The sequence below is a fragment of the Chryseobacterium sp. CP-77 genome, assembly GCF_036362765.1.
In the GTDB taxonomy this organism is placed as follows: Bacteria; Bacteroidota; Bacteroidia; order Flavobacteriales; family Weeksellaceae; genus Chryseobacterium; species Chryseobacterium cupriresistens.
Genome location: NZ_CP143637.1, coordinates 185,637 through 211,797, shown reverse-complemented (window position 1 = coordinate 211,797; position 26,161 = coordinate 185,637). Strand labels below are relative to the sequence as shown.

Below are 26,161 nucleotides of genomic sequence, written 5' to 3'. Positions count from 1 at the left end.
TGGTAGCCAATTTTGTAATTATTTCTATGAGATTTCAATCATTCTTGGTGGTTTCTGCTTCGCATCTTCTTTTTTCGGGATGGTTAACATTAAAAGGCCATTTTCATATTTTGCATTAATATTATCCTGATCCACAACATCTTTTGGAAGCTCAAAACTTCTCTTGAAAGATTGGTAACTGAATTCTCTTCGTGTGAAGTTTTCATCTTTAGTCTCTTTACGATCTTCCTTGGCTGATGAAATGGTAAGCAGGTTACCATCCAGCCTGATCTGAAAATCATTTTTATCCATACCTGGTGCTGCAACCTGAACTTCATAAGCCTCTCCGTTCTCCTTTATATTGACCGATGGTACGGTTGTACTGGTAGATGAGTAATTGTTATTGCCCCAGTTAAAAAGTTCACGACCAAAAAAATCATCAAAGACATTTGAAAAGCCCAAATTGCTGTTTCCGTTTCTTCTTATTAGATTATTCATTGTAATCATTTTTAATTAAGTTTAACAATCATTTAAAAACACGTCAGCTGGCCAGCTGTACATAAGATTTTACAAAAAAAATACCATTTGAGTCCGAATGAAATTTTTTCCGGTTTTCTGTCATTTTTTCAGAATTTATGACACAAAACACTGATCCTTAGAACATTCAATACTTTTAGTAATAGGCATACAATCCTAAAGTTCAAGGAGGAAGAATTTCCCAAAAAATTCGAAAATTACTTTGGAAAAGATGTTATTAAACCGCATAAGCTTAAATAATATTTCTAATAATAGTGTATTTCTACAATATAAAATAAACTAAAGTGTAATGCATTGTATTTTACATTTCAAAAGTATTTCTATCTTCATTTTATTTGTAATTTAACAATCCGAGCTAAGTGTCGAATATAGAATAATTTGGTGCAAACCTGGGATATCCCTATTGTAACAAGTAAAAAGATAAATAATACCATGATAAAATCCTTCAATATCAAATTGTTATTAGTCCTTCTTTCCATTGTTTTTGCATTTGACTTAATATTTATTGCTATGGATCATAGTTCCTGGCGGTTTTTTACCAAGCCACTGTTGTTACCTGTTATTATCTGGTTTTATTTTACTTATTCTCAACAAAATACATGTCGGATCAACCAATGGTTTTTGTCTGGATTAATTCTGAGCTTTTTGGGTGATGTGTTTTTGTTATTTGGATGGGGATTTATGCCCGGTTTGGGAAGCTTTTTGTTGGCTCATATTTGTTACATCGTTTATTTTTTAAGGGTTAAAAAGAAAAATGTCTGGAGTTGGCTTCCCTTTGTTTTGCTTTATTTAGGCTCATTTATTTACTATATATTTCCTTATTTAAACGAAATGAAGATACCCGTGGTGATTTACGGAATTACCATTGCTACGATGCTGTATTTCAGTATCAGAACTTATTCTTTATTATTAATCCTGGGAGCTGTTTTGTTTGTAATATCAGATTCTGTATTGGCCATTAATCTGTTTGTACAGCGTAGTATCGGGAAAGAACTTGTTGTGATGATTACTTATGTTTTAGCCCAGTTGATGTTGGTGCTGGGAGTGGTTGGTCTTGAAAAAAAGAACAGAATTATCCGATAAAATCAAGACTTATGAAAAGAATAGATAACCGTTTTTTTCATAGTATTGGCCTATTCTGTCCATTGGATTTTACTGATCCTGTTACTTATTTTACCCCTGTGTTTATCTTGTTGATAGTAGGGGAAATATTTTTGTATCAGATTCCTCAAAAAGTATTCACCAAAAGACTCATCAAAGATAATGTATCGAGTATCGGATTGGGGATAGGGGCAGTAATGTTAGACTTTGGGATGAAAGCTATTTCATTATCCTACTTTTTTTGGATTTACAATCATTTCAGACTTACCAATATTTTCGGGATCAAAGATTTCAATAAATTCTTCACTTTACAATGGCATGCAGATCACTGGTGGCTTTGGTTACTGGTTATGATTGTTCAGGACTTTGGCTTTTATTGGCATCATCGGTTGAGCCATAAAATCAGATTATTCTGGACAGGTCATGTCAATCATCATTCGGCTACTCATTTGAGTCTTGCTATTGCATTGCGTCAGGGATGGTTTGAAATCATATATCGGGACATTTGGTATATCCCTTTTATCATGATTGGTTTTCATCCTATTATGATTGCTATGATGCATCAATTTAACCTGATTTTTCAATTCTGGCCGCATACCAATGCTATTGGAAAATTAGGGTGGTTTGATAAAATATTCAATTCTCCATCCAACCATCGGGTGCATCATTCCCGAAAAATTGAGGATTTAGATAATAACTATGGTGGCATTTTGATGATTTGGGATCATCTTTTCGGCACGTACAAAGCGGAAGAAAAGAAAACGACGGAGTACGGAATCTATCATAATATTCATACTTATAATGTTTTTCATATCGTCTTTGATGAGTTTGGAAAAATGATAAAGGATGTCCGGAATGCACCGACATGGAAAGCGAAACTGGGGTATATATTCAATGCTCCGGGCTGGCATCATCATGATAAAGATGAGCGGATTTCTACTTTGAAGCGGGAATTAAAAGAAAAGATGAATAATTGATGGTTGTCTTGCATGAAAAGTGTAAGATACCTTAACTACGCCATGACATCAATTTTTTCAACGGATTTTTATACACTATCCTTAAAGAGAGATGACAGGCTTTATCATTCTCAAATTCAATGTACATTACGGTTTTCTTTAGTAAACGAGATCCATCGAGTTCATAACTCCATAAATTACTGTTTATCTGTACAAGCTCCTCTTTCATAGAAACACGAACCTCCTCTTTGGTTTTTCCTAAAAGGTCAAATTTCACAAATTTATTTTTTATTTTTAAAAACATACTATGAATATTATTTTACTTAATAAAGGGTTTATAAAAATCATTTAACTCAGAAATAGTATCTTTTTTTCCATTTTCAGTTAAAAACTCTTTCAAAGCAGAATAAAACTTTCTCCCCTGATCACCATACATTACAAGGTCTAAATCGGCAATCCTTATACAACCGCCCTTCTTCATCATAACCCATGCAGTACATCGAACTGACCAATTAAGAGTTTGTAGAGGGATTTCCACAGTTATCCTCTCCACTGAATCACTCGTAGTTTTTGGGATGACGGGTATTACAATGTTACAAAGAGTTATATCTTTGATTTCTATTTTGCCATTCTTATAAAAGATTATAATATTGCAACAACAGAGTATTTTGTTACAAATCATCCTCTTAACAGTTTTTATGGACTCAACGGCCAAGGAGGTCATACATCAGGAAATGGAGCTAGCAACAATCCTGTTTTTAATCAGGTAAATAGATTTAGTGTACAAACTACCTGGTCATATCCTGGTTGTCAGGATGGAGGGAATACCACTGCTTTCAATTATACTTTGAATATGCCCTCAGTAGGTATAATAAATATAACAAATAATGGAAATATAAGTAGAAATTACCAAATTATTCTAACAAAGTTAAATTAACTTTTCAAGTAATAAATAAGTTTATCTGATTCCTTTATATTTTAATTATTAAAAACAAACCGATACTTTCAAAGCTCCATGAGCCATTTATTAAGATCGGTATCAGCAGACAGGCTTAATTTCTTTTTAAGCCTGTATTTTTTTGTTTCTACGCCCCGAACCGTGATGTTTTCAAATAAAACAATCTCTTTATTGGTAAGATTCAATTTAATATAAGCACAAAATTTAATATCATGTTCAGACAATTCCGGGCAATGAAGAATAAGTTTCTCACAAAATTCGGGATAGACTTGCTTGAAGCGGGTAAGAAAAAAAGGACTTCTGGATTCTGCCAGCTGTATAATCTCTCTGTACGATCCCCCCACTTTCTTCTTCAGTTGATCTGTTTCTGAAGTCATTTCCTGAATAAGTTCATTTTTTTGTTTTTGTTTTTTTTGATATTTTCTCCTAACAACATAAAAAGCAGTGACAGAAAAGCCAACAATGATAAAAATAAAAAAATACAAATAGTTTCTTTTATTTTTTTCTTCTCTTTCCTTTGCCAGCATTAACCTTTCTACTACAATATTTACTGCTTTCTTCTCATCCTTTTTTATGGTATCATTAATGAGTTTGTATTTTTTAAAATAAAGATTAGCACTTTGGTGATCATTAAGGTAATCATACGTGCTGGAGAGAGAATCAAAGGACTTTCTTATCTGTGCTTTGAATTTTATTTTTTCAAAAGTCTGAAGGGATTTTAAATAATATTCCAGTGCTTTTTTATGATCCTTTTGGACATTGTAAAGATTTCCATAGCTAAACCAGATAAGTCCACGAACTGCAACAATGTTGCTATCAGGCGCAATAAGCGCTTTCTTAAGATAATAGTCTGCAGAATCAAGATGTTTTCCATCCTGTATAAAACGATCGGCAATTTTGGTATAGGTAATTCCGCTAGGCATATACTTCAGACTCTTCTTTTCAAGACTGATCAAAGAATCTTTTTTGTTAAGAAAGTTAAGTCGTTTCCAGGTGTAGCTATAAAAAAGGAGGTAATTTTTTTGTTTTTCGTCCGGGACTTTCAACGCATATCGTATTGCTTTATCAAACTCCAGATTTGATTGCTCTGTTAATGACAGCCTTGTACTTATTTTAGCATATTCATTATAAAGTCTTGCTTCCAGCAGAGGATTTTTAAGTCCTTTCATTTCCTCTTTTGCAAGATCCAGGTACTTTAAACCTTCATCAGTTTTGTTTAATAGAAATAAAAGATAGCTGATGTTAATATATACCGTAGCAATATTTTCTTTATCATTAAGTTTTTTATACTTGCCAAGAGCATTAATATTATAGTTCATTGCTCCGGAAAGTTCTCCCCGGTTCGAATATTCTGCTGTTTTTTTTATTGTTTCAGGAAAAAAAGAATAATCCTGCGCCTTGTATTTTAAAGTTGAAAACAATAAAATAAACAATAAAATTTTTAAAGTATCAGTCCTGCTTACCATTGTGTTCACTGAATGATAAAAATATCATTTTATTCTTAAAAATAATAGAAAATATTAAAAATAAATTCAATTCATCTACTACAATAGCACGCACACACAACAATAACAGTCTTAAAATCAACAAATTAAACCAAAGAAGTGTACTTGTAGTAGTAGTATAATGATCTAATGACTATAATTTTGCACAGTCAGAAATAAAAATGTCAGAAAATTTAAAACCGGTTAATTTTTTAAACATTTAGAAGATTCTAATTACACTTAAGGATAAAAAATTTATAATGAAAAAAAATGCGTTTACAGTAATTACGCTCATAACATCTGCTTTTACCTTTGCGCAGGTAGGAGTGAATACTCCTGATCCCAAAGTAACACTTGATATTACAGCAAAAAACTCAAAAGGAGCAACTACTGCTCCCGAAGGCATACTTGTTCCCAGAGTAGATCGCCAACGGGCACAGTCTATGACAGGAACTCCTGTTTCCACATTGATTTATGTAGATGATGCCAGTACAGGTTCACAGACCGGTACAGCAACCAATATAGATAGTGCAGGCTATTATTATTTTGAAGGAATGTTTTGGGTAAAACTAAATCCGGAAATAGTGAGCAGACCAGATGTCAATATGTATAATACTAATGGAACTCTTACCTCTGATCGTGTCATAACACAGGAAGACAAAAGATTAGCTTTTACAGGAAGTGTAAATAATGCATTTTCTGTAGATGGATCTACATTTTCTGTAGATGCTGAAAATAATAGAATAGGTATAGGAACTATTGAACCCAATCATACACTTGATCTTGGAGATATTGCTGGAAAAGATATCAACGATGAGGCAGGTAAGAAACTGGCTGTTTATAACAATACTGCGGGAACAAGATTCTATGGACTGGGAGTAAGCTCTAACAGGCTTCAATTTCATGCAGCAGCTGCAAAAAATTCCGCACCCGCAATGATACTTTCGGATCTGGGGAATATAGGAATAGGCATTGCCGGTGATGCGCCTGCTGCAAAAGTAGATATAGTAGGTGGAAAGTTAGGATTAAGAAATGCTCTTAATAGCGGAAGCTGGGATAATATCTGGTTTGATGTTACAAATTCATATGGCCCTTCAATCAATGCTTCGGGAGCAGAAACCGGTCTTCAGTTTAAAGTGGGACAAAATGCAGTAGGTATTTATGGAGATGCCGGACAGACTCTGAATACTGTTGCAACAATGGCTCCCAATGGAAATATGGGAATTGGTACTGTAGCTCCCAATGCAAATGCCATTCTGGAGTTAAATGCTACCAATAAAGGCTTTCTTCCTCCAAGACTGACCACAGTACAGAGAAATGCCATTCCGGCTGCGAGCAAACCTGCAGGTTTGATGGTTTATAACACAACAACAAATTGTATGGATTTCTGGAACTCTTCAGAATGGGTATCTACCTGCGCTGCGACTCCTCCATCAGCCGGTTCTATTACAGGAATTACTTGTACCAGTGCAAGCAATAGCGGAGCTCTGAATCCCGGTATTGCAGCATCCGGAGTATCATCTGTAATTCCTTATACAGGAGGAAACGGAGGATCACATGGCGGACAGACTGTTGCTTCAACAGGAGTGACAGGTCTTACAGCGACATTGGCCGCAGGAAGTTTTGTTAATGGGAATGGCAATCTTACTTATACGATTTCCGGAACTCCTTCTGCTTCTGGTAATGCCAATTTTGCAATTAACATTGGAGGGCGTACCTGTACTTTAACAAGAACTGTTACCATACCTGCGGGAACCATTGCCAGTTTGAACTGTGCTGGAGCAACTAATAATGGAACATTAACAAGAGGAACAACAGCATCCGGAGTATCATCTGTAATTTCGTACACGGCCGGTAATGGAGGAACCCATAGTGGACAAACTATTGCTTCTACAGGAGTGACAGGACTTACTGCAACTTTAACAGCCGGAAACTTTGCTATTGGAAACGGCACTCTCACCTATACCATCACAGGAACACCAAGTACAGCGGGTACAGCAAGTTTTGCAATGAATATCGGAGGGCAAACTTGTACATTAACAAGAACTGTCACTGCTCCAGCAGGTACTATTACGAGTTTAAATTGTGCCGGAGCAACCAATAGCGGCACCCTAGTTCATGGTTCCGCTGCATCCGGAGTAACTTCTGTAATTTCTTATACTGGTGGAAACGGAGGATCACATAACGGACAATCTGTTGCTTCTACAGGGGTAACAGGTCTCACAGCAACATTAGCTGCAGGAAATTTTGCTAATGGAAATAGTACTCTTACGTACACAATTACAGGAACGCCTTCAGGGATTGGCTATGCAAGTTTTGCAATTAATATAGGTGGAAGAACATGTACTCTTATACTTCATGTTAATGCAGGTACTGCGTCTGTTTCATGTGCCGGAAGGACAATAGGATCACCTACAACAGGTCGTTTTGTGTTTGGAGCAGATCGCGATAATAAATACTATGAATGTTACCGGTATAGTACGGGACAACTGGTTATATTCTCTTATGACTGTCCGTCTGGCAGTGGATGGAATAACAGTTTAGGCACTCCTGGCAAATGTCAGATTGGTTATACCCCATAGAAGGAATAGATTGATAGTTGGACATGGATATCTAATCTTGATATAGCAGATCAAACAAACATATAATTTCATTTCTTTTTAATGAATCTTTTTTCAGGAGGGTATTTCATAGTGTTTCTACCCGCTTCCAAAAAATTATTTATGTCCTTACTAAGGACTATGTAATTTTTTCAACTTTGTGTTTTTCCGGAGGTTATTTTTCTACCTCCGGTTTTTATTTTCCTGTATCTTATAAACTAAACACCGGTTATTTGTTAAAAATTTCAGCATTAATATAAAGTAGAAAATGATATTCTTTTTCAGAAATGCAATCATAGCATAGATAAGGATGGATATTATAACTTTTGCTATAACTTTAAAAATTAAAGTTTTTCAATTTCATTGAGGCTTGTATTTTTTGAACAAGGAGGCAATGGAACACCGTTTCAGGATGGGTGATTTTCGTTAGTTTCTGGGATTGTGGCGAGTAAATTTTTTCTGCAGTAAAACTTGAAATAATTCATGCTACCGGAGCTGCTTATTCCAGATAGCAGCTGTCGCGGCAGCCTTTTAACATTACCCCAACTTTTGCGCTTGATCCGCCTGATCCCAGAATTGCTCTTTAGAATGATGAGCAATAAAAAAGCCTTGAATCAAATGATTCAAGGCTTTTTTTGCGGAGAGTGAGGGATTCGAACTTGGCAACAAAAACTATCTGAATATGGGATAATTACAATAAAATCCAGACAACTGCCACGAATTTGCCACTACTCTATATTTATAATCTGCAAAATCTTGGATCTTGACTAAAGTACTCTTAGTTTCCAATTACAAATATAAAAATTCTATTAATAATGTATAATTTAAAATATAATCTTTCCAAATGCTCTCACCGTATTACAAAATAAAAAAACACAATTGTCTACAGTATTTTAGTTCATCTATGACCTTTTAAACAAGAGTAATTTTCTTACTTTAATTTAAAATCAAATAGTTCCTGTGGATGCACATCCAGTCCTTTGGCTAACTCTTGAATAGTGGAGATTCTAAGGTCTACCTCTCCTTTTTCTATTTTGCTAATATTGCTATGATCTACATCACATTTTTGCGCCAACTCCCTATAACTCAAATTCATCTTTTTCCTGAACATTTCAACTCTTTTACCAAATGCAATTCTAAATTCTAATTTATCCATCTCGGTCAACTTTGAATACACAAAATGATGAGATTTAAATAAATTATTGTAGTTGAATTAACCTACATAAAGAAAAATGTTTTATATTTGCTAAATAGTTACAATAAAGGTAACTTTGCAATACTTCAATATTAATAATCGAAGCTATTGCTTAGATTCTCGACTAGAAAACTGGTAATTTTATGTGTACGGGAAGATAAGTAAATTAGCTCACGACCGCGGCGTGGGCTCTCTTATCGTACACGGGTATACCAGTACCTCTAGTCAATAAGTTGAGTTCCACGCCTTTTCTTTTGGACAATATGTAGTTGAGTTAGTTTTGATGCAAAGAATTCATCTTATTGATCGAAGCAGTTCCTTCCAGCAATAATTTCACTGCTTATGAAAAACTCTTTGCACCGAATGCCCTCCGATCAACAGCTATATGAACTGCTAAAAAAAGGCAATCCCACCTCTTTAGAGCATATCCATTCACGTTACAAAAGACTTCTTTTGTGGCTTGGTAGACAAATGCTTGAGGACGAATTTGTCGTAGAGACACTCGTACAGGATACCTTTCTCAAACTTTGGTTACACCGTGATTCAATTGAAACTCCTAATCACATCCTGGGCTTTTTACGGTTTGTCTTGAAAAGAGATTGTATATCGTATTTCAATGCTCCCAAAAATAAATTCGCCCGTTTAACCACTTCCCTTGAACGTTTTGAGAATTATCAGGATTATCTCGCCGGTTACGATCCCTTGCAAGATCAAGAGCATCTCCTCCGTCAGCAGTCCGATCAAAAAGATTTTGATGAAGTGAACAGGGTTTTAAATGTAATAAGCTCCAAAAGAAGACACTTAATTGAACTTTGTCTTGAATATGGCTTTCAGTATAAAGCAATCGCAGAAGTAATGGGGAGCAGTGTGACAGCCATAAGTAATGAAGTGATTAGAGCCATAGATGATCTTCGGAAAATCATTAAAGGAAGTTCTTTTGAGCTGCCAAATAAAAAAGCTTCTGATAATAAAGATCTTTCAGATAAACTCAGTGACCGGCAGTTAGAGATATTAAAAAGAAGATTTGAGCAAAAATCTTCTTTCAAGATTATTGCTCAGGAACTGAAACTTTCTGAAAAGCAAGTCCACCGGGAATTTCTGTACGCCTATCAATATTTGCAGCAGAATAATAGATCATTAAACGCTCTTTGAAATGGAAAAATCAACGATTACACTTACTAGAAAAATTCAGTTGCTGATCGATGTTCCTCCCATTGAGAAAAAGGAGATTTGGGAAAAACTATATCGTTATCAGAACCGATGTTTCCGAGCGGCTAATTTTATTGTTTCCCATCTGTATGTTCAGGAAATGATTAAGGATTTCTTTTACTTCACCGAAGAAATCCAATACAAACTGGCCGATGTAAACAAAGACCAAATGGGAATATTTACACGCTCAAAAACAAGCACAACTGCACGCATGGTATTTGACCGTTTCAAAGGAGAGATTCCTATCGATATTCTGGGAAGCCTGAACAATACGATTCAATCTACTTTTTCTAAGAATAAAGCCGGATACTGGCAGGGCTTAAAGTCTTTGAGAAACTTTAAAAAAGACATTCCTATTCCGCTTCCGGTTAAATGCATCAGCAAAATGAAATATGATCCTGATAAGAAAGCATTTTGTTTCAACATGTTTGCTATTCCGGTTAAAACGTATTTAGGGAGGGACTTCTCCGATAAACGCCTTATAATGGAACGGCTTTTAAAGGGAGAAATAAAGCTTTGTACATCACAGATCCAGCTTAAAGCTGGGAAAATCTATTGGCTTGCAGTATTTGAATTTGAAAAAGAAAATCACCATTTACAGCCTGATGTCATTGCTGAGGCTTCCTTGTCTCTGGAACATCCTATAATAGTAAAAGTTAATAATGTCCGAATCAATATTGGTTCAAAAGAGGAATTTTTATATCGTAGACTTGCCATCCAGGCAAGTCAAAAGAGAATTCAGACCGGTATTGCTTATGCGCGCTCTGTTAAAGGAGCCAAACGCAAACAAAAGGCACTTTATAGAACAGAAAATCTGGAGAGTCGGTATGTCAGTCATCGACTTCATGTGTACAGCCGGAAACTTATCGATTTCTGCATCCAGCAGCAGGCAGGTACACTTATTCTTAAAAATCAGAAAGACAAAATAGGTATTGCAAAAGATCAGGAATTTGTACTTCGCAACTGGAGTTATTATCAGTTGCAGACTAAGATAAAATATAAAGCAGAAAAAGCTGGCATCGAATTAATCATTGGATAGCTAAAAAATATGAGGGTGCTTGTACACCCGTAGGGTGAGGTTGATAAGCACTCACTAAATACTTAATAGTATATACAACGGCGTGGGCTCTTTTTTTATAGGTATAATATGCAATAGAAATACATCAGGGAAAAAGCATAAACGCTTTAGAGAAATATTGGAAACAAAGAAGGAAATCTTAGCTTATGACTTAGGTGATAATTTTAATCAAAAACAATTTTCTTTACTTGAACAAAAGGAAGAGTTTGATGAAGATCTCTTCAAAACAACTGTTTACAATTTTCAAAAGAAAAAAGAAAAAAAAGAAATCAAAAATTCATTATGGAAGTTTTTAAAAAGCAAGTTTATGATGAAAAATACGACCTGCAAGGTGGAGATTTTTTGTCATATCCTTTGGACCTGAGCTTGTCTTTTTAAAAATCTGGAACAATACCTTTGTTTTCTTTTATGAATTTTTGCAGTCCTTCTTATGACCTCTTTATCTTTTTTCTTTTTTGCTGAACCGGGATATCTTCATTAATATATTGTATTCTATGATCACCAATGTTCAGTAATGAAAAGATTTCTAAGCTGCTGTCAGGATTTTTAAAAATCTCCTCCAGTGATGAAAAAGGAATATTATTTTCTTCAGAAACTTTTTTACAAATACGATCAACTATTGCTATAAGTTTCTCTTTGGTAGTATCAAATAACTTCGGCTGTTTGAACTTTTCAAATTGGATTGCTTTTATAATCGTATCCTTTACAGAATTAAAATAAGCATCCTTTTCATTGGTATATACTGTAATATTAGACAGTATGCTGTAAAGCTTGTTTTTTAATAGAGAAACTTCTTTGGTCAAGTCTATATTCTTTTGCTTAAGCTCAGTAATGATTTTAATTTTGGATTGAAGAATTTCTTTATTTTTAAGCAGTTCTGTATTGTATGATTTAAAAACTCTTTCATAGTTTTCAATCGTTTTATCTGTTTTGATCCTGCTAAAACCTAAAAAGTCATTTTCCTTTACAATAAGATCTGCAAACTTTTTAGATTTGAGCTCTGCCTTCATTCGAGCTATCTTATTATTTAATAACACAAGCTCATTTTCCTTTTTTTGGATTTTAAATTCAATGGCTTCCAGTCTTCCTTTAGAGCATGAAACACCTCTCTCCATTTCCAAGCATTCAGCAGTAATGTCCTGCATTTTTGAATAATGAAAGGATTGGTGTTTCAACGTTTTCCCTGTTTCTAAATCTTGCCAGTCTGCCACTAAATGAGCATGACAGTTAGGTTTCCATTCTCTAGAATCCTTATCATAATGACCTTCATCTTTATGAATGGCAATTTGAAAAATTCTTATTCTTAGTTCTTCTTCAAACCTTTTAGAGAGCTTATGCAGATCCCGCATCGTTGTATTTTCTTTAATTACAACTACAGCTTCACGAATAGGTATTGCATTTTTCTGTAATTTCCTTCCTGATTTTTCCTTACAGTATACTTCTATTGATTTTAGTCTATCCGAAATTTTACTTTCTACCCAATATTCATTTTTTTCCGTAAGATCTTTTTTTATGTAATCAAAAGTTTTTCTTCTGAAATTATGCGCTTCGGAATTTGTTTTAACTGCCTTAAAATTGATAGATGTTTTCACAGCAATAAAATACTCCACACTATCACTATCTTTAGATAATAAGACTTATTGGGCTTCGATTTTCACTCATTGACTTAATAAAAATAATCCGTATCAAGTTGATACGGATTTTATTTTATTACTAAAAAATGAACTTCATCAAATAGAACCTTGTCTCAATGTTCTATAAAGGTTAGAATTTTCTATTTCTTAAAAAGAATAATTCAGACCCAATTGGATATTTGTATTTTTTGAAGAATCCCCAAATTCATCTTTTAGAATTTTAGTTAAGCCGGCAATATAGCGGACACTCACTCCTAAGTTTGGAATAAATCTATATCCTAGTCCAATCCCTGCTCCAAAATTAAAGGTTTTCATAGTATCTTTATTATTGGCCTTATAGGTACTGCCATTAATATCTCCTTTCGCCTGGGCATTGACAAGGAGCCCAAACTCAGGGCCTGCTTCCAGATAAAATTCGGGAGTAGCATTATATTGGACCATTACGGGAACATTGATATAAACAAGGGTTTGCTGCATATTCTTTACTGTATACGTTGCCATTTCGTAATCGTCTTTTGCTTTTGCCCCCTGTTGGCTGTAAACAACTTCAGGTTGAATACTGAATGCATCAGATAAAGGGATATTAACAAAAGCCCCAGCATAAAATCCGATTTTAGATTTCGAATCACTTCCTGTAAAACTAGAAAGGTTCCCCCCAGCTTTAACTCCGAATCTTGGGCCGTCTGTAGATTGAGCAAACGACATAGCTCCAATAACTACACATAGGCCAAGTAAATGTTTTTTCATATAATACGCTTATAAAATTTTTTTTTTAGACTTATCTTTCTATATTTACTAATTCACATGGTTCCAAAAATATCATTATCTACTTTTGATTATTTCTTCCATGCATCTACCAGGTCACGTAGTTTTACTAACTTTTGCAAGCTCTTCATTTCGTTCTCATCCAGTTTTTTCCAATCAATCCAATCGATAGTCATTGTAACGTCGTATTCTCCTAAAAGTCCATCAAGCAGAATATAAATAGCATTTTGCATTTTCCCCGATTCATCATAATTCCTTATATTTAATTCGATTCCCAGTTCGTTGTTTGAGGTAGAATACCTGTAATAGATGTCATCATACCCTATCGTATAGCCATCATAATTGATTACATAATTATCATTTGGCATTCGCTGTCTAAAAGCATTAAACTTCCAGTTTTCTAAATTGGGACTCAACTTTATTAATTTCCTTACATTAGGAAACGATTCCTCCATGCCATCTGCAGAAATTGAAAATTCCCTGACCCCATTTTCGCGAATTGGGCTAAATTCAAAAGTCAGATTTTCATCAATTTTGTTTAATTGTACATTAATACTTTCAAATATTTCTTTCTGAAAACTTGTGTCCCCAATATTTGAATATATGTGGCCGTGGTTTTCTGAAAACCACAACCAAAATTTTTCTTCAAGATTTTTCATGTGCTTATAAAATAGATTTCACCTCTATAAATTATTCAGCTAGGATTTTTATTGAATTCTTTCAATTCAAAATAACAGTTCTCACAAATAAGTTTAATTTTCGCAAATTTCTCCGACTTTTCATTCCAGCCATCGTATGTAACCCTTATCTTTTCACATTCACTGCACCATGCTTGGAAATCATCATCTCCTGATAGTTCCATCCCTTTGTAAGTATCAAATGCCTCTTCGAAACCTTTTGGTGTTTCAAGATTTAAATGCTGGCATACAAATGCAGGTCTCGAGTATCCATGACTTCCACAATCAACTTTCTTTTGCTTGAACATTCTTACTTCTGATGATTGTTCATCAAGAACATTGATGACTAATAGGTATTGTTCTAAATCATCAGTATTGACTTTATACACACCAATACCTTTTAAAAAATCAAAACAAATGGAAGATAATTCCCACCCATCATACTCATCACTTGGGAAGGTTCCTTTGTAGAGTTTTTCATAATTATTTTCAATGCCAAATTCCTTTACTACCAGAAGTTCAGTTTTATCCTTTTCAATAGAATAATTGTTAAACCAGCTCCACATCCAGGTTTTTGATTTTAAAGAGTAGGTTCCTACAGGAATGTATTTAAAATACACTTCATCATTCTCATCGTTATACAACCTTAAAAGTTCAAACTCACTATCATAAAACCAATTTGCATAGGAATCGATTTTATAAATTTCCTTGAACTTCTCCTGGGCCCCAACTAAGCTGTCTAATCTTTGCTTACTATATTCTTCGTAATTCATTTTCAAATATTATAATAATCGTGAAATTGCACAGATAAAGAGAAACTATCACTCTCTGCCAATAATAAAGAGGTTTCCCAAATGTAGACTGCAATAATGAAAAACCAAATGACTTATACTCTAGTCATTTGGTAAGTCACATCCATTTTTTTTCTATGAAAACTAATAATAAGTTTCGAGAAAATTCAATTTCTAAACAGTTAAACTTTCTACAAATTTTCTGTTGAGCAAAAATATTTCTTACTTCCAAAATAGTACATAGTAAAAACCCCAAACCAACATCCGGTTTTTCACGGAATTTTCTTTCTTACAAGTTCCAACCTGGTAGGAAAAAGCTATGGTTTAATTTTGGATTCCTTCTTTTATCCATTTCGCTGATTTCAAAAATCGCTTTGATATATCATCGCTCCATTCCGCCCCATAATCGATTTGATAAATATGGCAATCATCATTTTCCAAAACAGTCTGTACAACCTGCAAAAGCTTATTTTCATCTATAATGCCTAACACTTCCTGAAATTTTCTATTCCAAGCGGGGCTAGGGTTAGCACTTCTGGCCGAATCGAAAAAATTAATCAGCTGGACTTTAATTTCAAAGTCTTTCCAGAGATCTTCCGTTATTTTCAAATTCAAGAGATCATTAATAATCTTATAGCAGCCCTGCTTATTCTCCACTCGAAATCCCTTCAAATAGTCAATTAACTCAACATCTGCAAATGAAACCAATTTTAGAATCTTTTTAAAACAGATAATGTCGTGGTGGAAGCCTTTCTGATATATGATGTGCAATATATTTTTCAAGGCTTCAAACTTAATACTGACAGAAGCCTCCTTAATAATTCCACGAACAGTTTCTATTTTGAGAATGTCCTCCAAAAAATTACTATTAGGTGAAATAAAATAGTTGTCTCTAAGATATATGGTAACTTGTAAAAAATCTTCGGGAGAATAGACTATCATTCTATCCTTAACAAATTTCGAAATCAAATTATCTTCAAGTAAAGCGCCAATCCTTGCTACATACAATGACTTTAAAAAAGCACCATTAAAGACATTATTATAATTCAACAATTTCGGAAGAATATATTTATAACTCTTCCTGGTAATTTCTGATGAGATCAGTTCGTAAAATTTGGTTTCTAATTCTTTTTCAATGCTTAATTGTTCTTCCCTATCGCTAGTTGCCTCCTCATGCTTCAAGAGTAACAAGTCAAACCAATGCTGAATATTACTGAAATCAGTTTCATCAATATTCAGTTCTTTAGCCAAGACTTTTGATTTTGCAAGCTCGTCATTTTTGAAAGTCCAATATGGATTATCCGTCATAATGTGTAATTCTGAAATACCCAGTCTGATTTTTCCTACCTGGTCGGTAAAGTGCTTTATTAAAATTTAGGGTATTGTTTCCAATACCCTAAATCCACAACAAATATTTCTATCAAAATATATTAGAAAAGTTCTCACTTTTCTTTACTATTCATATTAAATAAAGAAAACCTTCTTTAGGCATTTATTGATAGTTCTTCAATTCTTCATTTAGATCTTTTGCAAATTCAGTCAAAGTCACAACAAACCCAGTTCTATCATATACTGGAAAAACATTAATTAAGTAGTTTGAATCTGCTATAAAATCAATTATCTCGTTTTCCAAATCATCAAGATCTAACTTTTTAATTCTTGTGTCTTCCCATTCAGAAATCATACATAATTTTGCAAACTCCTCCGCACTCCATATTGGGAATAGTGTTTTATCTTCTATTTTAGATAATACGTATTCTCCTTCTTTATCAACAAGGGTGTAAAATATCTCCCAATCCGCAATTTTTTTGATAACATATTTGTATCTTTCTAATGGCTCCAAAAGGATTACATTATCTATTTCTTTTTGATTCATTATTAGCTATTAAGAATTTCAATCATTTCATCATCTCCAATTTGCTTCGCAAAGTCTAAAGGAGATTTATTATTGTTATTTTTCGAATTTGAATCTGCACCAAAATCTTTTAATAATTTCACAATATCATGGTAACCCCTTGCATTAAAAACAGCAACCCAAAGTGGATTATTACCATATTTATCATTCTTATTGATTTCGATAAGCTCATTGCCTAATAATAATTTAGTTGATTCAAAATCATTATGAGCAGCGCTAAAATGTAATGGAGTTTTTCCATTTTGATCAGAGTGATTAATATCTATCTGACAACTTAGTAAAAACTTTACAATATCAATTGCTTCAAATGAAATTGCTTCATGAAGAAGATTTTCATCATACTCGTTTATAAAATCATTGGCATTACTCGAATTAACTTCTTTTTTTAGATCTTCTATTTGATTAAGTCTTGCATGTTGAAAAACTTTATCGATATTATTCATCTTCATCTTTTGCTATCTGAATATTACCATTTCCCATTAAAAATCTATATCCAGGTGGTATAGCCAAATATTTCATAATATCATGACGAGCAAAAGCAACATGATAAAAGTGAACCATTTTCAATGATTTAATATCGCCATTATAATCATCAGTGATAAGGTACCATCCAGTCTCATCTTGAGGCGAGTCATATCTGATACCTTCAATATCCTTTCCTTCATAAACACCATCTGATATAACCACTGACTGGTTGAAGTTTGGAAAAAGAGGAATAAGATTTTGTTCCCAACAAATTTCACTTTGTTGCCTAACAACTGAAATTGCCGTATCACAACCTTTATTAAAGCCACTACCGTCTGAGTTTGCTTCATATAGATCATAGCAATTATCTCCATCCAACCTAAATTGTAAAAGCCATGAATAATAACCAATATTTTGGTTTTCAGAAATGATCGGTTTACTATCTACAATATAATCTATAATGTATTTAATAACATCCACATAGTTTTCTGATTGATGATCACCAATGGCAACTCTAATTTCCTTATCTAAATAAAAATGTAGTCCTTTAGCTTCCAAATAAGTGTTATTAATTACATTAATTTCAATTCCTTTATGTAGTATCATATTTTTAGTTAATTATTTAATCACTAATTTCAGCAAAATGCCACACAAAAGCATTAGTGTGGCATTTTGAATTTTGCTATTAAATAGCCGATTTTCTATTAAGATCAAATATGTCAATATCTTTTTCCTGAAATATGTCTTCTAATGCTGATGTACCATTTTCCATTTTATATTCGAGTTCTTCATCAGAAATAGGGATGCACAAAAGCCAATGTACAGTTTTTGTTTCAAGTTTTAGCGGGTGCAATTTATCCTCCCACAAAAATGGTGATATAAACATAATATGTTTCATTTCAGAAGTTTCAAAGTACATTTCAACGATTCTCATAAATACTGATCCTGGTTGGCATTCCCACCCATTATTAGTAATATAAAATCCTGTTGTGGATAGAATATTTGGCAACATGCTGAATTCTCTGTATCCACCAATTAAAAGCTCTATTGGAATGTCTTTAAAGCTATTATCATTCATTTCAATTTTATTGGGGTGATCAGATACTCCTATCGTACCACAAAATTTTATTCCAGGATAAAGAGGATCATCACAGGTGAAAATATCGAAAAAACTCTTTTCGTCATTGTCATAATGACGATCAATTATTTTATTAATACCAACAATATTTGTAATATAGTTAGAAAGCTTTTTGTTTTCTTCAGAAGCTTGTTGAGACATAATTTTTTTCTATAATTATATTTTTTAAATTTATGGTATTGGAAACAATACCATAAATTAATATCAAAATACTTTAACGTTATATGTGCCTAGTCCCAACTATTCCATTCCGATTCACCATCTTCTCTCCATAACCCATCCTCAATATTCAACTTTAAGATAGGTTTCAATGAATCATCAATTCCTATTAACGTAGCTATTGGAACAACTCTTAAATTATTTTTATCTACATCTTCACCACTTTGAGTAAATGCTTCCCATTCATTTTCTTCCCATCTTGTTACTTCAGTCACTTTTTTACCAAATAAAGCTGCTACTTCAGTTGTTACTTGAGAATCCTTAGGTACACCCAAATCCCACTTAACCCTATCATCCAACCACTTCCAGATAATATTGTTGACATCCCATTCTTTCGACATATCGGGAATATCAAATGTGTAATGACCATTATCAGGTAAAATTTGATATGCAGGAAAAGTTTCAATTTTATAATAGTCATAAACTCCAAGCATCATTAACTCACTCCATGATTTGTGGACTTCCCTAAATCTAAATGTTCCAAACCCCTCTATTTCTAGAGAAATTCCTTCGAGATTTATATTTTTGCTGAGTTTAGGAACAATTGAATTAAAAATCTTTAAAAGATCTTTATAGAGATAGTTTTCATTTCCTGCCACTATTAATTCAAATTGTAACTTTTCTAAATTTCCAATTGTATATGCATACCTTGGATTTTCACTTGTTTGCACTACAGTAATGTGAAAGTTATCTCTTTCAATATTATTTTTAATTTTAAGTAAAAAATTCTCTTTTGTACTCATTTGTATATTTATTTATGTAATTCTTTATGACAAGGTTTGCATACTGCAGCCCCATTTTCCATGTCAGTCCGGCCTCCGTCTGCATGTCTATCTATATGATGACCATCTACTTCATCTACAGTTTTTTTCTCTCCACATTGCGGGCACTCTCCATTTTGATTTTCTAACATCGTTTCTTTTTCTTTTTTTGTCCAAACTCTCTTCTTATCTCTTTCTGACTTTGGTACAGTTCCTTTTCCCTTTGGTGGTTTAGGTATAGTTCCTACTTTTGTCTTTCCATCTTCTTTCTTACCATTTTCAGCCCTTCCATTTTCCTTATTTCCCTTGCTTTCTCCCTCACTATTCAGAACTCTCTTTGCAATCACTAATCCCGTAGAACCAACTGCAGCAGCAACATTTATCTGAGTACCAATAACTCTTAATAATCCATTATAATTATTAATAGCATTACTCTTCGCTGTTTCATAAATGGAAGAACCTGCTCCCGTTTTTCCTGAGTATGGAGGTGGAGCTGCCACGGCGCCAGGTGCATATATTGGTAGTGGCACAAACTCAAGACCTTCCAGTTCTCTACCATCAATAACTCTGTTTTCAGAGAAATTGTAATGTGACTGATAGGCGTATTGTTCACTTAATGGGTCAACATTAAAGAACCTCGCCATCGCAGAATCATAATTCCGCCACTTATAAGAACTCCAGCCAGTTTCTGTTTGTTTCTCTTGTCCCTGTGTGGAGTATTTATAGCTTGGAGATATTGAATTAGCAGCATTTACCTCTCCTCCAAACTCTAATCCAAAAGGGTAATAATGGTTGGATCTATCTACTTTCAGAACTCCGGAAGCATCTTTATAGTACGCCAGTCTGATATTTCCTACCTGATCTGTGTAGTTGTAAATATACTTATTCTGAACGAAATCAAAGTACCCTTCTGAAGTAGGTACGAAACTTAGTACATCATTGGCATACTGAAATCCATACAGATAATCAGTTTTGTCGATGGTTTCTAAATTGGTTCTTCCTGAGCCATAGGTATGGATTTTAGCCAGCTTAATCCCATTTGCATTAAATAAGTACTTTGTATTGACATAATAAGTATTCAGCCAATCATGAGAGACGTATTGTTTGTCAAATTTTATAAAGTTGGGAAGATTGAGGTAATTATAATCAATCTGTAACATGCCTTTATCCAAATGGCTTGTCATATTTCCGTTACCGTCGTATGTAAACGGACTTCCTAGTGTACTCGGATAACCTGCATAATTTCCTGAAGCATCACTTATTGTTGTAAGCCTGTTGCCAGAATAAACATAGCTAAGGTCATCCATCTGTTGTGCTCCAACTCCTTCTAATTGCCTGTTTCTCTTCAGAGTCTGGATGTTACCGTTTACATCATAGGTAAGGGTTTCATTAAAATAATTATTCTGTGGAACTGTCGCATTAGGTTCAGAATAGATTCCGCTTTTTAACCTGTTTAATCCGTCATACTGATAATTATATCTTCTAAACGGTCTGCCATCTGCTGCCTGCCAGTCTATTTCTGCAATATTCCCATTATATTTTCCTGTAGAAACTGTGGAATACACAGGATTATGGTATTTGATCTCATAAGCAAAAAGCTTCCCGTTTAGGTTGGCTGGATCATTCACTTTAGTAATCCATCCTCTGATATTGTAGCTCTGATCTATGGACTGCAAAGGGGTACCTGTTGTATTCCCTGTCTTTTTGTTGATCAGCTGTCCCAGCTCATTATAAGTGTTTTCCGCCAGCAGTTCTTCACTTTGACTGTTCACCTTATGATAATGTTTCAGCAGTCTTTTCTGATCATCATATACAAACGTTTCTTTGATCACCACTTCTGCATCTGCACTTCCTTTCTTATGATAGGTATAGCTTTCATCTACAGCACCTGTGAAATCAAGCTTGAATTCCTTTTTGGTATAACCTCCTAAATGGTTCCAGCTTTTCTCCGCAACTTTTCCGCCTTTGGTGTTGTAATAGAAATAGGTTTTGGTCCAGTTGTCATCCTCAATGTTTTTTACATAAGATGCTGTGGGAAGACCTTTTGTAGAAACGCCGCTGTTAAGAGCCTTGTCTTCATTGATAACGTACTGCTCAAGGATTTTTGCCGGCGGAAATTCTCTGGTATCCCTTGGATAAGAGTCATAGTAATTAACTGTAAGCACGGTAGTAAAAGCTGACAGGAAATTGTTGGTATAATATACCATAATCCCATTTTTACTAAATCCCGTATCAGAAGGCGTTTCACTTACCACCTGTGTGGCAAGCTGGGATTGCATTGAGGCTCTGTCCCCACCGGAAACAAGTCCCGTATATGCAACACGGCCAAAGGCATCATATTTGGTCAGCAGCCATTGTCCTTTATTTTTCAGGTTTACATCCTGGGTAAGGACTGGGCGATCAGCGGCATCATACACTACAGATTCCCAATCATCCCTTCCCGGCAGCCTTTTTTCCACCTGCCTGTCCTGGCCATCGTAGCGGTACTGGTAACAAAGGCTATTGACAATATCGGTGGTAACCACATTATTATTCTGTTCAATTTTCTTTACTGCCAGCGCAGGAATCACAAATGCTTTTTGCCCGTATTCATTGTAAACATAATAGGTGTCAATATTTTGTGTTCCATCCGTCCTGCGTACCAGCACCGTCTCACCGCGTCCATTCCGGAACTCTGTTACAGGAGTTCCGTCTTCATCAGTTACCGTATTTTTATATAAGGTTCCTGCGGCATAAAACTCACTGCCCGGTACTATCGATACAGAGGAAACGGTTTTGTTATCAGTTCCTACCGTACCGGTTGTGGTAGTGGTGATAAATTTCTTTACCTCGCTCCCCAGGTTTGTTTCATATTTGTACTTCTGGGTATGTCCGCTGCTCATCTTCCACGGATCACCCGGCTGGGCCACCTGCAGTATCCTGTCCAATGGAGAATTTTCTATCTGCTTTTCTGTGTAGGCATTAGCCGTTCCATAATAAGAATTAGCCGTACTCTCATTCACAATTCCGGTATGGATTGCTGAATTAAGGGTATTAGCCGGAACAGGAAGGATATCCTTATCCTGTCTTCCAAATCCATCATAGGTAATGGGGGTCACCAGATCCTTTCCCGTAGTGGTTGCTTTTACACTAATGATCTGCTTGGGTCTTCCCAATCCGTCAAAATAGGTGATGGTTTCCGTTTTCTTACTGCAATCACCATTTAAACAGGTTTTGGATTGTATATAATTCTCTGTGTCACTTTGTGCATAGGTCGTCATCGCTGTAAACAGCAGACCTAATAGTTGTATTTTTCTCATTGTGTTTACGGCTTGAAGTTGTACTTGAATTCTTTCACCACTTTATAGCTGTAGGTCCCGGTGTTGTCTCTTTCCCTTACCTGAACCTGTTTCAGACGGTTGGCAGTATCATAGATATACAGCTCTCTAACTCCAGATGGTGGAGTAATGGTAGTGACTCCCACCAAAGGATCATAAGTGTATTTGGTTACCATTCCTGCCGGCTGAAATGCATCAAGGGCCAGCAAGAGTTCAGCTTCTTTGGTTGGATCAGCTGCATCTTCATTGGATTTCGTTACGAGAGTACCGATCATGCCTTCGATCTGGCTATAGGTAGAGCCTACAACTTTGGCAATCGGCTTTGTTTTATTGTAACCCCAGACAATACTTACTGGGGTACCATCTTTCTCCCTATACTGAAGGATATTTCCTTTTTCATCATATTTTTCATAGGTAACTTCCTTAGAGGAAATGGTAGGGCTTAGGTTATCATAAGAATATTCAGATAACGGTAGTACTAAATTTCCGGTAACCGCATGAGGCAGGGCAGTGGGATAGATAGTTTCTTCACGGGAGATTACTTTGGTGATGCCGTTTGTTGTTTCCTGGGTTTTAGTTTCCAGTGGAATACCCACCATGTTTTTATCAATCATCAGCTGATTGTTTTTCTCATGGGCATAGCTGTAGGTGGTTTCCTGAACAGTATGATCAGGATGCTCAGTTTTGGCTGATGTTAACTGGTAATGGTTTGGATTGGAATAGCTGTACTGATTTTTAGTTACCAGGTTGGCACCATTCAGGATTTCAGTTTTAGTATTGGTAAATTCTTTTGGAAGTTCTTCAAAATTATTAAAGTCGTAATAAAAGAACTGAACGCCTAAATAGGTTTGTGAAAATAAAAAACTCGGCTCATACTTTACATAGGTAAAATCCTGAGGTTTCAATACCCTGTCATAATCGAGTCCATAGATTCTTTTAGGTTTTTTTTGCTCTTCAACAGCTGTAGGAAAATTGGAGCTATATTCGTATTTATCTTCTGTAAATACATTAGATACTGTACGGACTTCTTTATTATTTAAAGGATGTTCATAGCAAGGTACAGTTGCTGAAGAAAGATGAGCTTCACCAGTAGGTTTAATAAATAAACATGACCCTAAAAAAGCTCCCAACCTATTATTATTCTGGAAAGAATGAGATACTTTTATTTGTTCATTGGTTTGGAAGTTAGTTTGAATTTCATCTGTTTTTAAATACTGTATAGAAGTACTACTATTGTTTTGCATAGGAAACCTGCTTTGAGAAGCTACAAAAATTCTGTTTTTCCCTGATTGCAAAAAGTCCATCTCAAAATTGGAAATCCCAGATTCTATCCCCGCATCACTTTTATAAGAGTATTCTTTTATCAATGATAGTGTATTGTCAGAAGAATAATTTTCAATTTTTTTAATTCTTAACCCTCCGAAGGGAACTTCAAAACCTGCATCTGTCTTTTTTGCCAATGTATTGTCAAGTTCCTTCCAACGCAGACTAACTATAGCTTCATCCTGATTATAATTGAAATACTGCATTCCCGGCAAACTACTTTGTGTTCCTGAGTAGACTTCTACCTTCAATGCGTTATTGGCTGCAGTAAGTTTATTTAGAGGGATTTGTGCCATTTTAGAAATATTACGTAACAACAATCTCGGAACAATAACTTCATTATTACCATTGATCACAGAATAGTAAATAGAACAGCTCCCACGCTCCGGTAAATTACCATCTTCATAGATACATTTGGTAGTCTGGGCATCTATTTGCAAATTAAGATACTGATAACCGGTAAGATCCGAAGTTGTAATGGCAATAGGAGATGTATAGGTCTTGTTGAGTTGTTGTGAAGTGTTTTCATTGGTAGAAAAATGTTTGTATTGGATTATATAAGGCGTAATGTCATGAAATTCATTACCTCTACCTACAGAGTTAATATGATCAATTCCCTTGTTATTTTCAAAAGTAAATTTAGTTTTTCCACCAGTGGGATATACAATTTCCTCCAATATACCAGCTTTGGTAGATTCCTGATTTACATCTCTTTTGTTTTGTTCTTCCAGAACAAGATCAATACTTGGCGTTAATCCCTGATTGTTAATCTGTCCATTATAATAGCCCCACCAGTCGCGGGCATAAGAGAATCTGTGGGGAAGTAACTGGCTGTTATATTTCAACTGATAACTGTAAGGCTTATCCGTATTGCTGGCAAAAAGCACCTTATTTAAGCGTAATCTTTTAGCGATATTATCATTCGGCTCATACCTGTTGCAGGAATATACCGGAGAAGGAACACTGCTCGTCATATAGTCATACTGAAGCTCTATTTTATTGATAACATTATTGTTATTTTTAATTTCAATATTATCTAGCTTTCTTCCATAGGTAGCATAATCCTGCCTTTCACTTTTATTAAAGAGAACTTCTCCGAAATCACCATAAATTCTTTTGATAAAAGTATTAGTTCCTTTTGTTCTTCCATAGTTGGTAAAAACCTCGTTTCTGGAATTATTTCCGCCTTCAGTAACAATTGTTTTGGTTTGATTCACTAAGTCACAGTCGTCATAATTAATGGAATCATATTCAAAATTTAATACCCTATTGGTGGGGCTTATAATTTTAGAAAGTATCCATGTACTGTTATAGCTGGTTGTTCCTCCTATTGGCGGAGTACCTATTGAACCTCCTCCGATAGAATAAGTATGAGACAAATAAATAATGTTTCCTTTTTCATACACATATTGATACCCTGACGGGTTTGTTACCAGCCAGCTTCCATCGGTTTGATTATATTTTATTTTATAGTCTGATTCGGGAAATTGAACAATCTGACCAATCGGATTTTCTGCACTTCTTTCCTGATTTACCATAAAAGAAATACTTTTCCCATCAGGAAGGGTCAATCTGTAATCATCCGATTCAAGGTCTAAAATACCCTGTTGATGTTTAATACAAATTTCATCACACAATGTTTGCTGTTCCGGAGTTTGAGAATTTCGAATTGCGTATACATTTTTAACAGTGTATTGCTGCTCATAAAAAAAACCATAAGAAAGGTCATCGGGAACTTGTCTTACATTTCTGGCTAGCGTTGAGATAGGTAAATTCCAACCCAAACCTACCCATGTTGATCTTTCTCCCACGGTAACTCCGCTGCTGTTGTAAGACAAACTAAGGTTGAAATCTATATCTCCTTCTTTTATGGTGTATATTGGAATTGATATGTTAGGCACACCTGTGTTTAAAGAAACCGGAGTTTCAAAATTTTTAAATAAAGCACTCACCTCTGGGGTTTGTGGAACAATTCCCTGAACGTAATTTTTATCTTGTGCCCAGTAATATTGGCTGGCAATATAAAAAACCAGTAATAATATTTTATTTTTCTTCATGT

Annotated in this window: 22 protein-coding genes; 5 read left to right on the top strand and 17 right to left on the bottom strand. The window is 34.7% G+C overall.

Annotation, left to right across the window (positions count from 1 at the left end):
• Positions 1-24: 24 nt before the first annotated feature.
• Complete coding sequence (locus V0410_RS00930; protein WP_110009804.1) at positions 25-477, bottom strand: Hsp20/alpha crystallin family protein; 453 nt, start codon at positions 475-477, stop codon at positions 25-27.
• A gap of 471 nt (positions 478-948) precedes the next feature.
• Between V0410_RS00930 and V0410_RS00925 the strand changes: the two genes are divergently transcribed.
• Entirely contained in the window at positions 949-1,599 is a 651-nt protein-coding gene (locus V0410_RS00925) for a lysoplasmalogenase (RefSeq protein WP_330745926.1), read from the top strand.
• Positions 1,600-1,610: 11 nt separating this feature from the next.
• Complete coding sequence (locus tag V0410_RS00920) at positions 1,611-2,594, top strand: sterol desaturase family protein (RefSeq protein ID WP_330745925.1); 984 nt, start codon at positions 1,611-1,613, stop codon at positions 2,592-2,594.
• Positions 2,595-2,625: 31 nt separating this feature from the next.
• Here the strand turns inward: V0410_RS00920 and V0410_RS00915 are convergent, their stop codons facing one another.
• From V0410_RS00915 to V0410_RS00905, 3 genes are all read right to left on the bottom strand, one after another.
• Positions 2,626-2,877, bottom strand: a complete 252-nt coding sequence (locus tag V0410_RS00915; RefSeq protein ID WP_330745924.1) for a hypothetical protein — start codon at positions 2,875-2,877, stop codon at positions 2,626-2,628.
• Positions 2,878-2,892: 15 nt separating this feature from the next.
• Positions 2,893-3,126 (bottom strand): hypothetical protein, encoded by a 234-nt coding sequence (locus V0410_RS00910; protein WP_330745923.1) that lies wholly within the window; start codon positions 3,124-3,126, stop codon positions 2,893-2,895.
• Positions 3,127-3,578: 452 nt separating this feature from the next.
• Positions 3,579-4,997: a transcriptional regulator gene (locus tag V0410_RS00905; RefSeq protein WP_330745922.1), complete on the bottom strand. Its 1,419-nt coding sequence runs from the start codon at positions 4,995-4,997 to the stop codon at positions 3,579-3,581.
• A 278-nt stretch (positions 4,998-5,275) separates the two neighbouring features.
• Between V0410_RS00905 and V0410_RS00900 the strand changes: the two genes are divergently transcribed.
• The gene (locus V0410_RS00900) at positions 5,276-7,597 is read left to right on the top strand and encodes a beta strand repeat-containing protein (RefSeq protein WP_330745921.1); all 2,322 of its coding nucleotides are present in this window, start codon (positions 5,276-5,278) and stop codon (positions 7,595-7,597) included.
• A 949-nt stretch (positions 7,598-8,546) separates the two neighbouring features.
• Here V0410_RS00900 and V0410_RS00895 read toward each other — a convergent pair.
• Positions 8,547-8,771, bottom strand: coding sequence for a helix-turn-helix domain-containing protein (locus V0410_RS00895; protein ID WP_311229282.1), 225 nt, complete (start codon positions 8,769-8,771; stop codon positions 8,547-8,549).
• Between the two features lie 381 nt (positions 8,772-9,152).
• On the opposite strand from V0410_RS00895, the gene V0410_RS00890 reads away from it, so the two are divergent.
• Positions 9,153-9,962 (top strand): sigma-70 family RNA polymerase sigma factor, encoded by an 810-nt coding sequence (locus V0410_RS00890; RefSeq protein ID WP_330745920.1) that lies wholly within the window; start codon positions 9,153-9,155, stop codon positions 9,960-9,962.
• 1 nt (position 9,963) lies between these two features.
• On the top strand, positions 9,964-11,058 hold the full coding sequence (locus V0410_RS00885; RefSeq protein WP_330745919.1) for a hypothetical protein: 1,095 nt from the start codon (positions 9,964-9,966) through the stop codon (positions 11,056-11,058).
• A gap of 467 nt (positions 11,059-11,525) precedes the next feature.
• On the opposite strand, the gene V0410_RS00880 is transcribed toward V0410_RS00885, so the two are convergent.
• From V0410_RS00880 to V0410_RS00825, 12 genes are all read right to left on the bottom strand, one after another.
• Complete coding sequence (locus tag V0410_RS00880; protein ID WP_330745918.1) at positions 11,526-12,707, bottom strand: hypothetical protein; 1,182 nt, start codon at positions 12,705-12,707, stop codon at positions 11,526-11,528.
• Positions 12,708-12,878: 171 nt separating this feature from the next.
• Positions 12,879-13,478, bottom strand: coding sequence for a porin family protein (locus V0410_RS00875; protein WP_330745917.1), 600 nt, complete (start codon positions 13,476-13,478; stop codon positions 12,879-12,881).
• Between the two features lie 89 nt (positions 13,479-13,567).
• Positions 13,568-14,155 (bottom strand): hypothetical protein, encoded by a 588-nt coding sequence (locus tag V0410_RS00870; RefSeq protein WP_330745916.1) that lies wholly within the window; start codon positions 14,153-14,155, stop codon positions 13,568-13,570.
• A gap of 35 nt (positions 14,156-14,190) precedes the next feature.
• Positions 14,191-14,946 carry a DUF6882 domain-containing protein gene (locus tag V0410_RS00865; protein WP_330745915.1) on the bottom strand — a complete coding sequence of 252 codons (756 nt, stop codon included), beginning with the start codon at positions 14,944-14,946 and terminating at the stop codon, positions 14,191-14,193.
• Between the two features lie 342 nt (positions 14,947-15,288).
• Positions 15,289-16,272, bottom strand: a complete 984-nt coding sequence (locus V0410_RS00860) for a hypothetical protein (protein WP_330745914.1) — start codon at positions 16,270-16,272, stop codon at positions 15,289-15,291.
• A 184-nt stretch (positions 16,273-16,456) separates the two neighbouring features.
• Positions 16,457-16,840 (bottom strand): DUF2750 domain-containing protein, encoded by a 384-nt coding sequence (locus V0410_RS00855; protein ID WP_330745913.1) that lies wholly within the window; start codon positions 16,838-16,840, stop codon positions 16,457-16,459.
• Positions 16,841-16,842: 2 nt separating this feature from the next.
• Positions 16,843-17,322 carry an ankyrin repeat domain-containing protein gene (locus V0410_RS00850; protein ID WP_330745912.1) on the bottom strand — a complete coding sequence of 160 codons (480 nt, stop codon included), beginning with the start codon at positions 17,320-17,322 and terminating at the stop codon, positions 16,843-16,845.
• Positions 17,315-17,950, bottom strand: coding sequence for an immunity protein Imm33 domain-containing protein (locus V0410_RS00845; RefSeq protein ID WP_330745911.1), 636 nt, complete (start codon positions 17,948-17,950; stop codon positions 17,315-17,317). The genes V0410_RS00850 and V0410_RS00845 overlap by 8 nt, the downstream gene beginning before the upstream one ends.
• A gap of 79 nt (positions 17,951-18,029) precedes the next feature.
• Positions 18,030-18,623 carry a suppressor of fused domain protein gene (locus tag V0410_RS00840; protein ID WP_330745910.1) on the bottom strand — a complete coding sequence of 198 codons (594 nt, stop codon included), beginning with the start codon at positions 18,621-18,623 and terminating at the stop codon, positions 18,030-18,032.
• Positions 18,624-18,712: 89 nt separating this feature from the next.
• Positions 18,713-19,444: a DUF4262 domain-containing protein gene (locus V0410_RS00835; RefSeq protein ID WP_330745909.1), complete on the bottom strand. Its 732-nt coding sequence runs from the start codon at positions 19,442-19,444 to the stop codon at positions 18,713-18,715.
• A gap of 8 nt (positions 19,445-19,452) precedes the next feature.
• Positions 19,453-22,761: a DUF6443 domain-containing protein gene (locus V0410_RS00830; protein ID WP_330745908.1), complete on the bottom strand. Its 3,309-nt coding sequence runs from the start codon at positions 22,759-22,761 to the stop codon at positions 19,453-19,455.
• A gap of 5 nt (positions 22,762-22,766) precedes the next feature.
• Positions 22,767-26,159 carry a hypothetical protein gene (locus V0410_RS00825; protein ID WP_330745907.1) on the bottom strand — a complete coding sequence of 1,131 codons (3,393 nt, stop codon included), beginning with the start codon at positions 26,157-26,159 and terminating at the stop codon, positions 22,767-22,769.
• Positions 26,160-26,161: the final 2 nt, after the last annotated feature.

Coding starts and splice junctions, on each gene's coding strand:
- V0410_RS00905 (WP_330745922.1), bottom strand. CDS start 4,997: ATGGTAAGCAGGACTGATACTTTAAAAATTTTATTGTTTATTTTATTG.
- V0410_RS00885 (WP_330745919.1), top strand. CDS start 9,964: ATGGAAAAATCAACGATTACACTTACTAGAAAAATTCAGTTGCTGATC.
- V0410_RS00855 (WP_330745913.1), bottom strand. CDS start 16,840: ATGAATCAAAAAGAAATAGATAATGTAATCCTTTTGGAGCCATTAGAA.
- V0410_RS00900 (WP_330745921.1), top strand. CDS start 5,276: ATGAAAAAAAATGCGTTTACAGTAATTACGCTCATAACATCTGCTTTT.
- V0410_RS00920 (WP_330745925.1), top strand. CDS start 1,611: ATGAAAAGAATAGATAACCGTTTTTTTCATAGTATTGGCCTATTCTGT.
- V0410_RS00845 (WP_330745911.1), bottom strand. CDS start 17,950: ATGATACTACATAAAGGAATTGAAATTAATGTAATTAATAACACTTAT.
- V0410_RS00925 (WP_330745926.1), top strand. CDS start 949: ATGATAAAATCCTTCAATATCAAATTGTTATTAGTCCTTCTTTCCATT.
- V0410_RS00825 (WP_330745907.1), bottom strand. CDS start 26,159: ATGAAGAAAAATAAAATATTATTACTGGTTTTTTATATTGCCAGCCAA.
- V0410_RS00870 (WP_330745916.1), bottom strand. CDS start 14,155: ATGAAAAATCTTGAAGAAAAATTTTGGTTGTGGTTTTCAGAAAACCAC.
- V0410_RS00930 (WP_110009804.1), bottom strand. CDS start 477: ATGAATAATCTAATAAGAAGAAACGGAAACAGCAATTTGGGCTTTTCA.
- V0410_RS00850 (WP_330745912.1), bottom strand. CDS start 17,322: ATGAATAATATCGATAAAGTTTTTCAACATGCAAGACTTAATCAAATA.
- V0410_RS00835 (WP_330745909.1), bottom strand. CDS start 19,444: ATGAGTACAAAAGAGAATTTTTTACTTAAAATTAAAAATAATATTGAA.
- V0410_RS00860 (WP_330745914.1), bottom strand. CDS start 16,272: ATGACGGATAATCCATATTGGACTTTCAAAAATGACGAGCTTGCAAAA.
- V0410_RS00830 (WP_330745908.1), bottom strand. CDS start 22,761: ATGAGAAAAATACAACTATTAGGTCTGCTGTTTACAGCGATGACGACC.
- V0410_RS00915 (WP_330745924.1), bottom strand. CDS start 2,877: ATGTTTTTAAAAATAAAAAATAAATTTGTGAAATTTGACCTTTTAGGA.
- V0410_RS00895 (WP_311229282.1), bottom strand. CDS start 8,771: ATGGATAAATTAGAATTTAGAATTGCATTTGGTAAAAGAGTTGAAATG.
- V0410_RS00875 (WP_330745917.1), bottom strand. CDS start 13,478: ATGAAAAAACATTTACTTGGCCTATGTGTAGTTATTGGAGCTATGTCG.
- V0410_RS00890 (WP_330745920.1), top strand. CDS start 9,153: ATGAAAAACTCTTTGCACCGAATGCCCTCCGATCAACAGCTATATGAA.
- V0410_RS00840 (WP_330745910.1), bottom strand. CDS start 18,623: ATGTCTCAACAAGCTTCTGAAGAAAACAAAAAGCTTTCTAACTATATT.
- V0410_RS00865 (WP_330745915.1), bottom strand. CDS start 14,946: ATGAATTACGAAGAATATAGTAAGCAAAGATTAGACAGCTTAGTTGGG.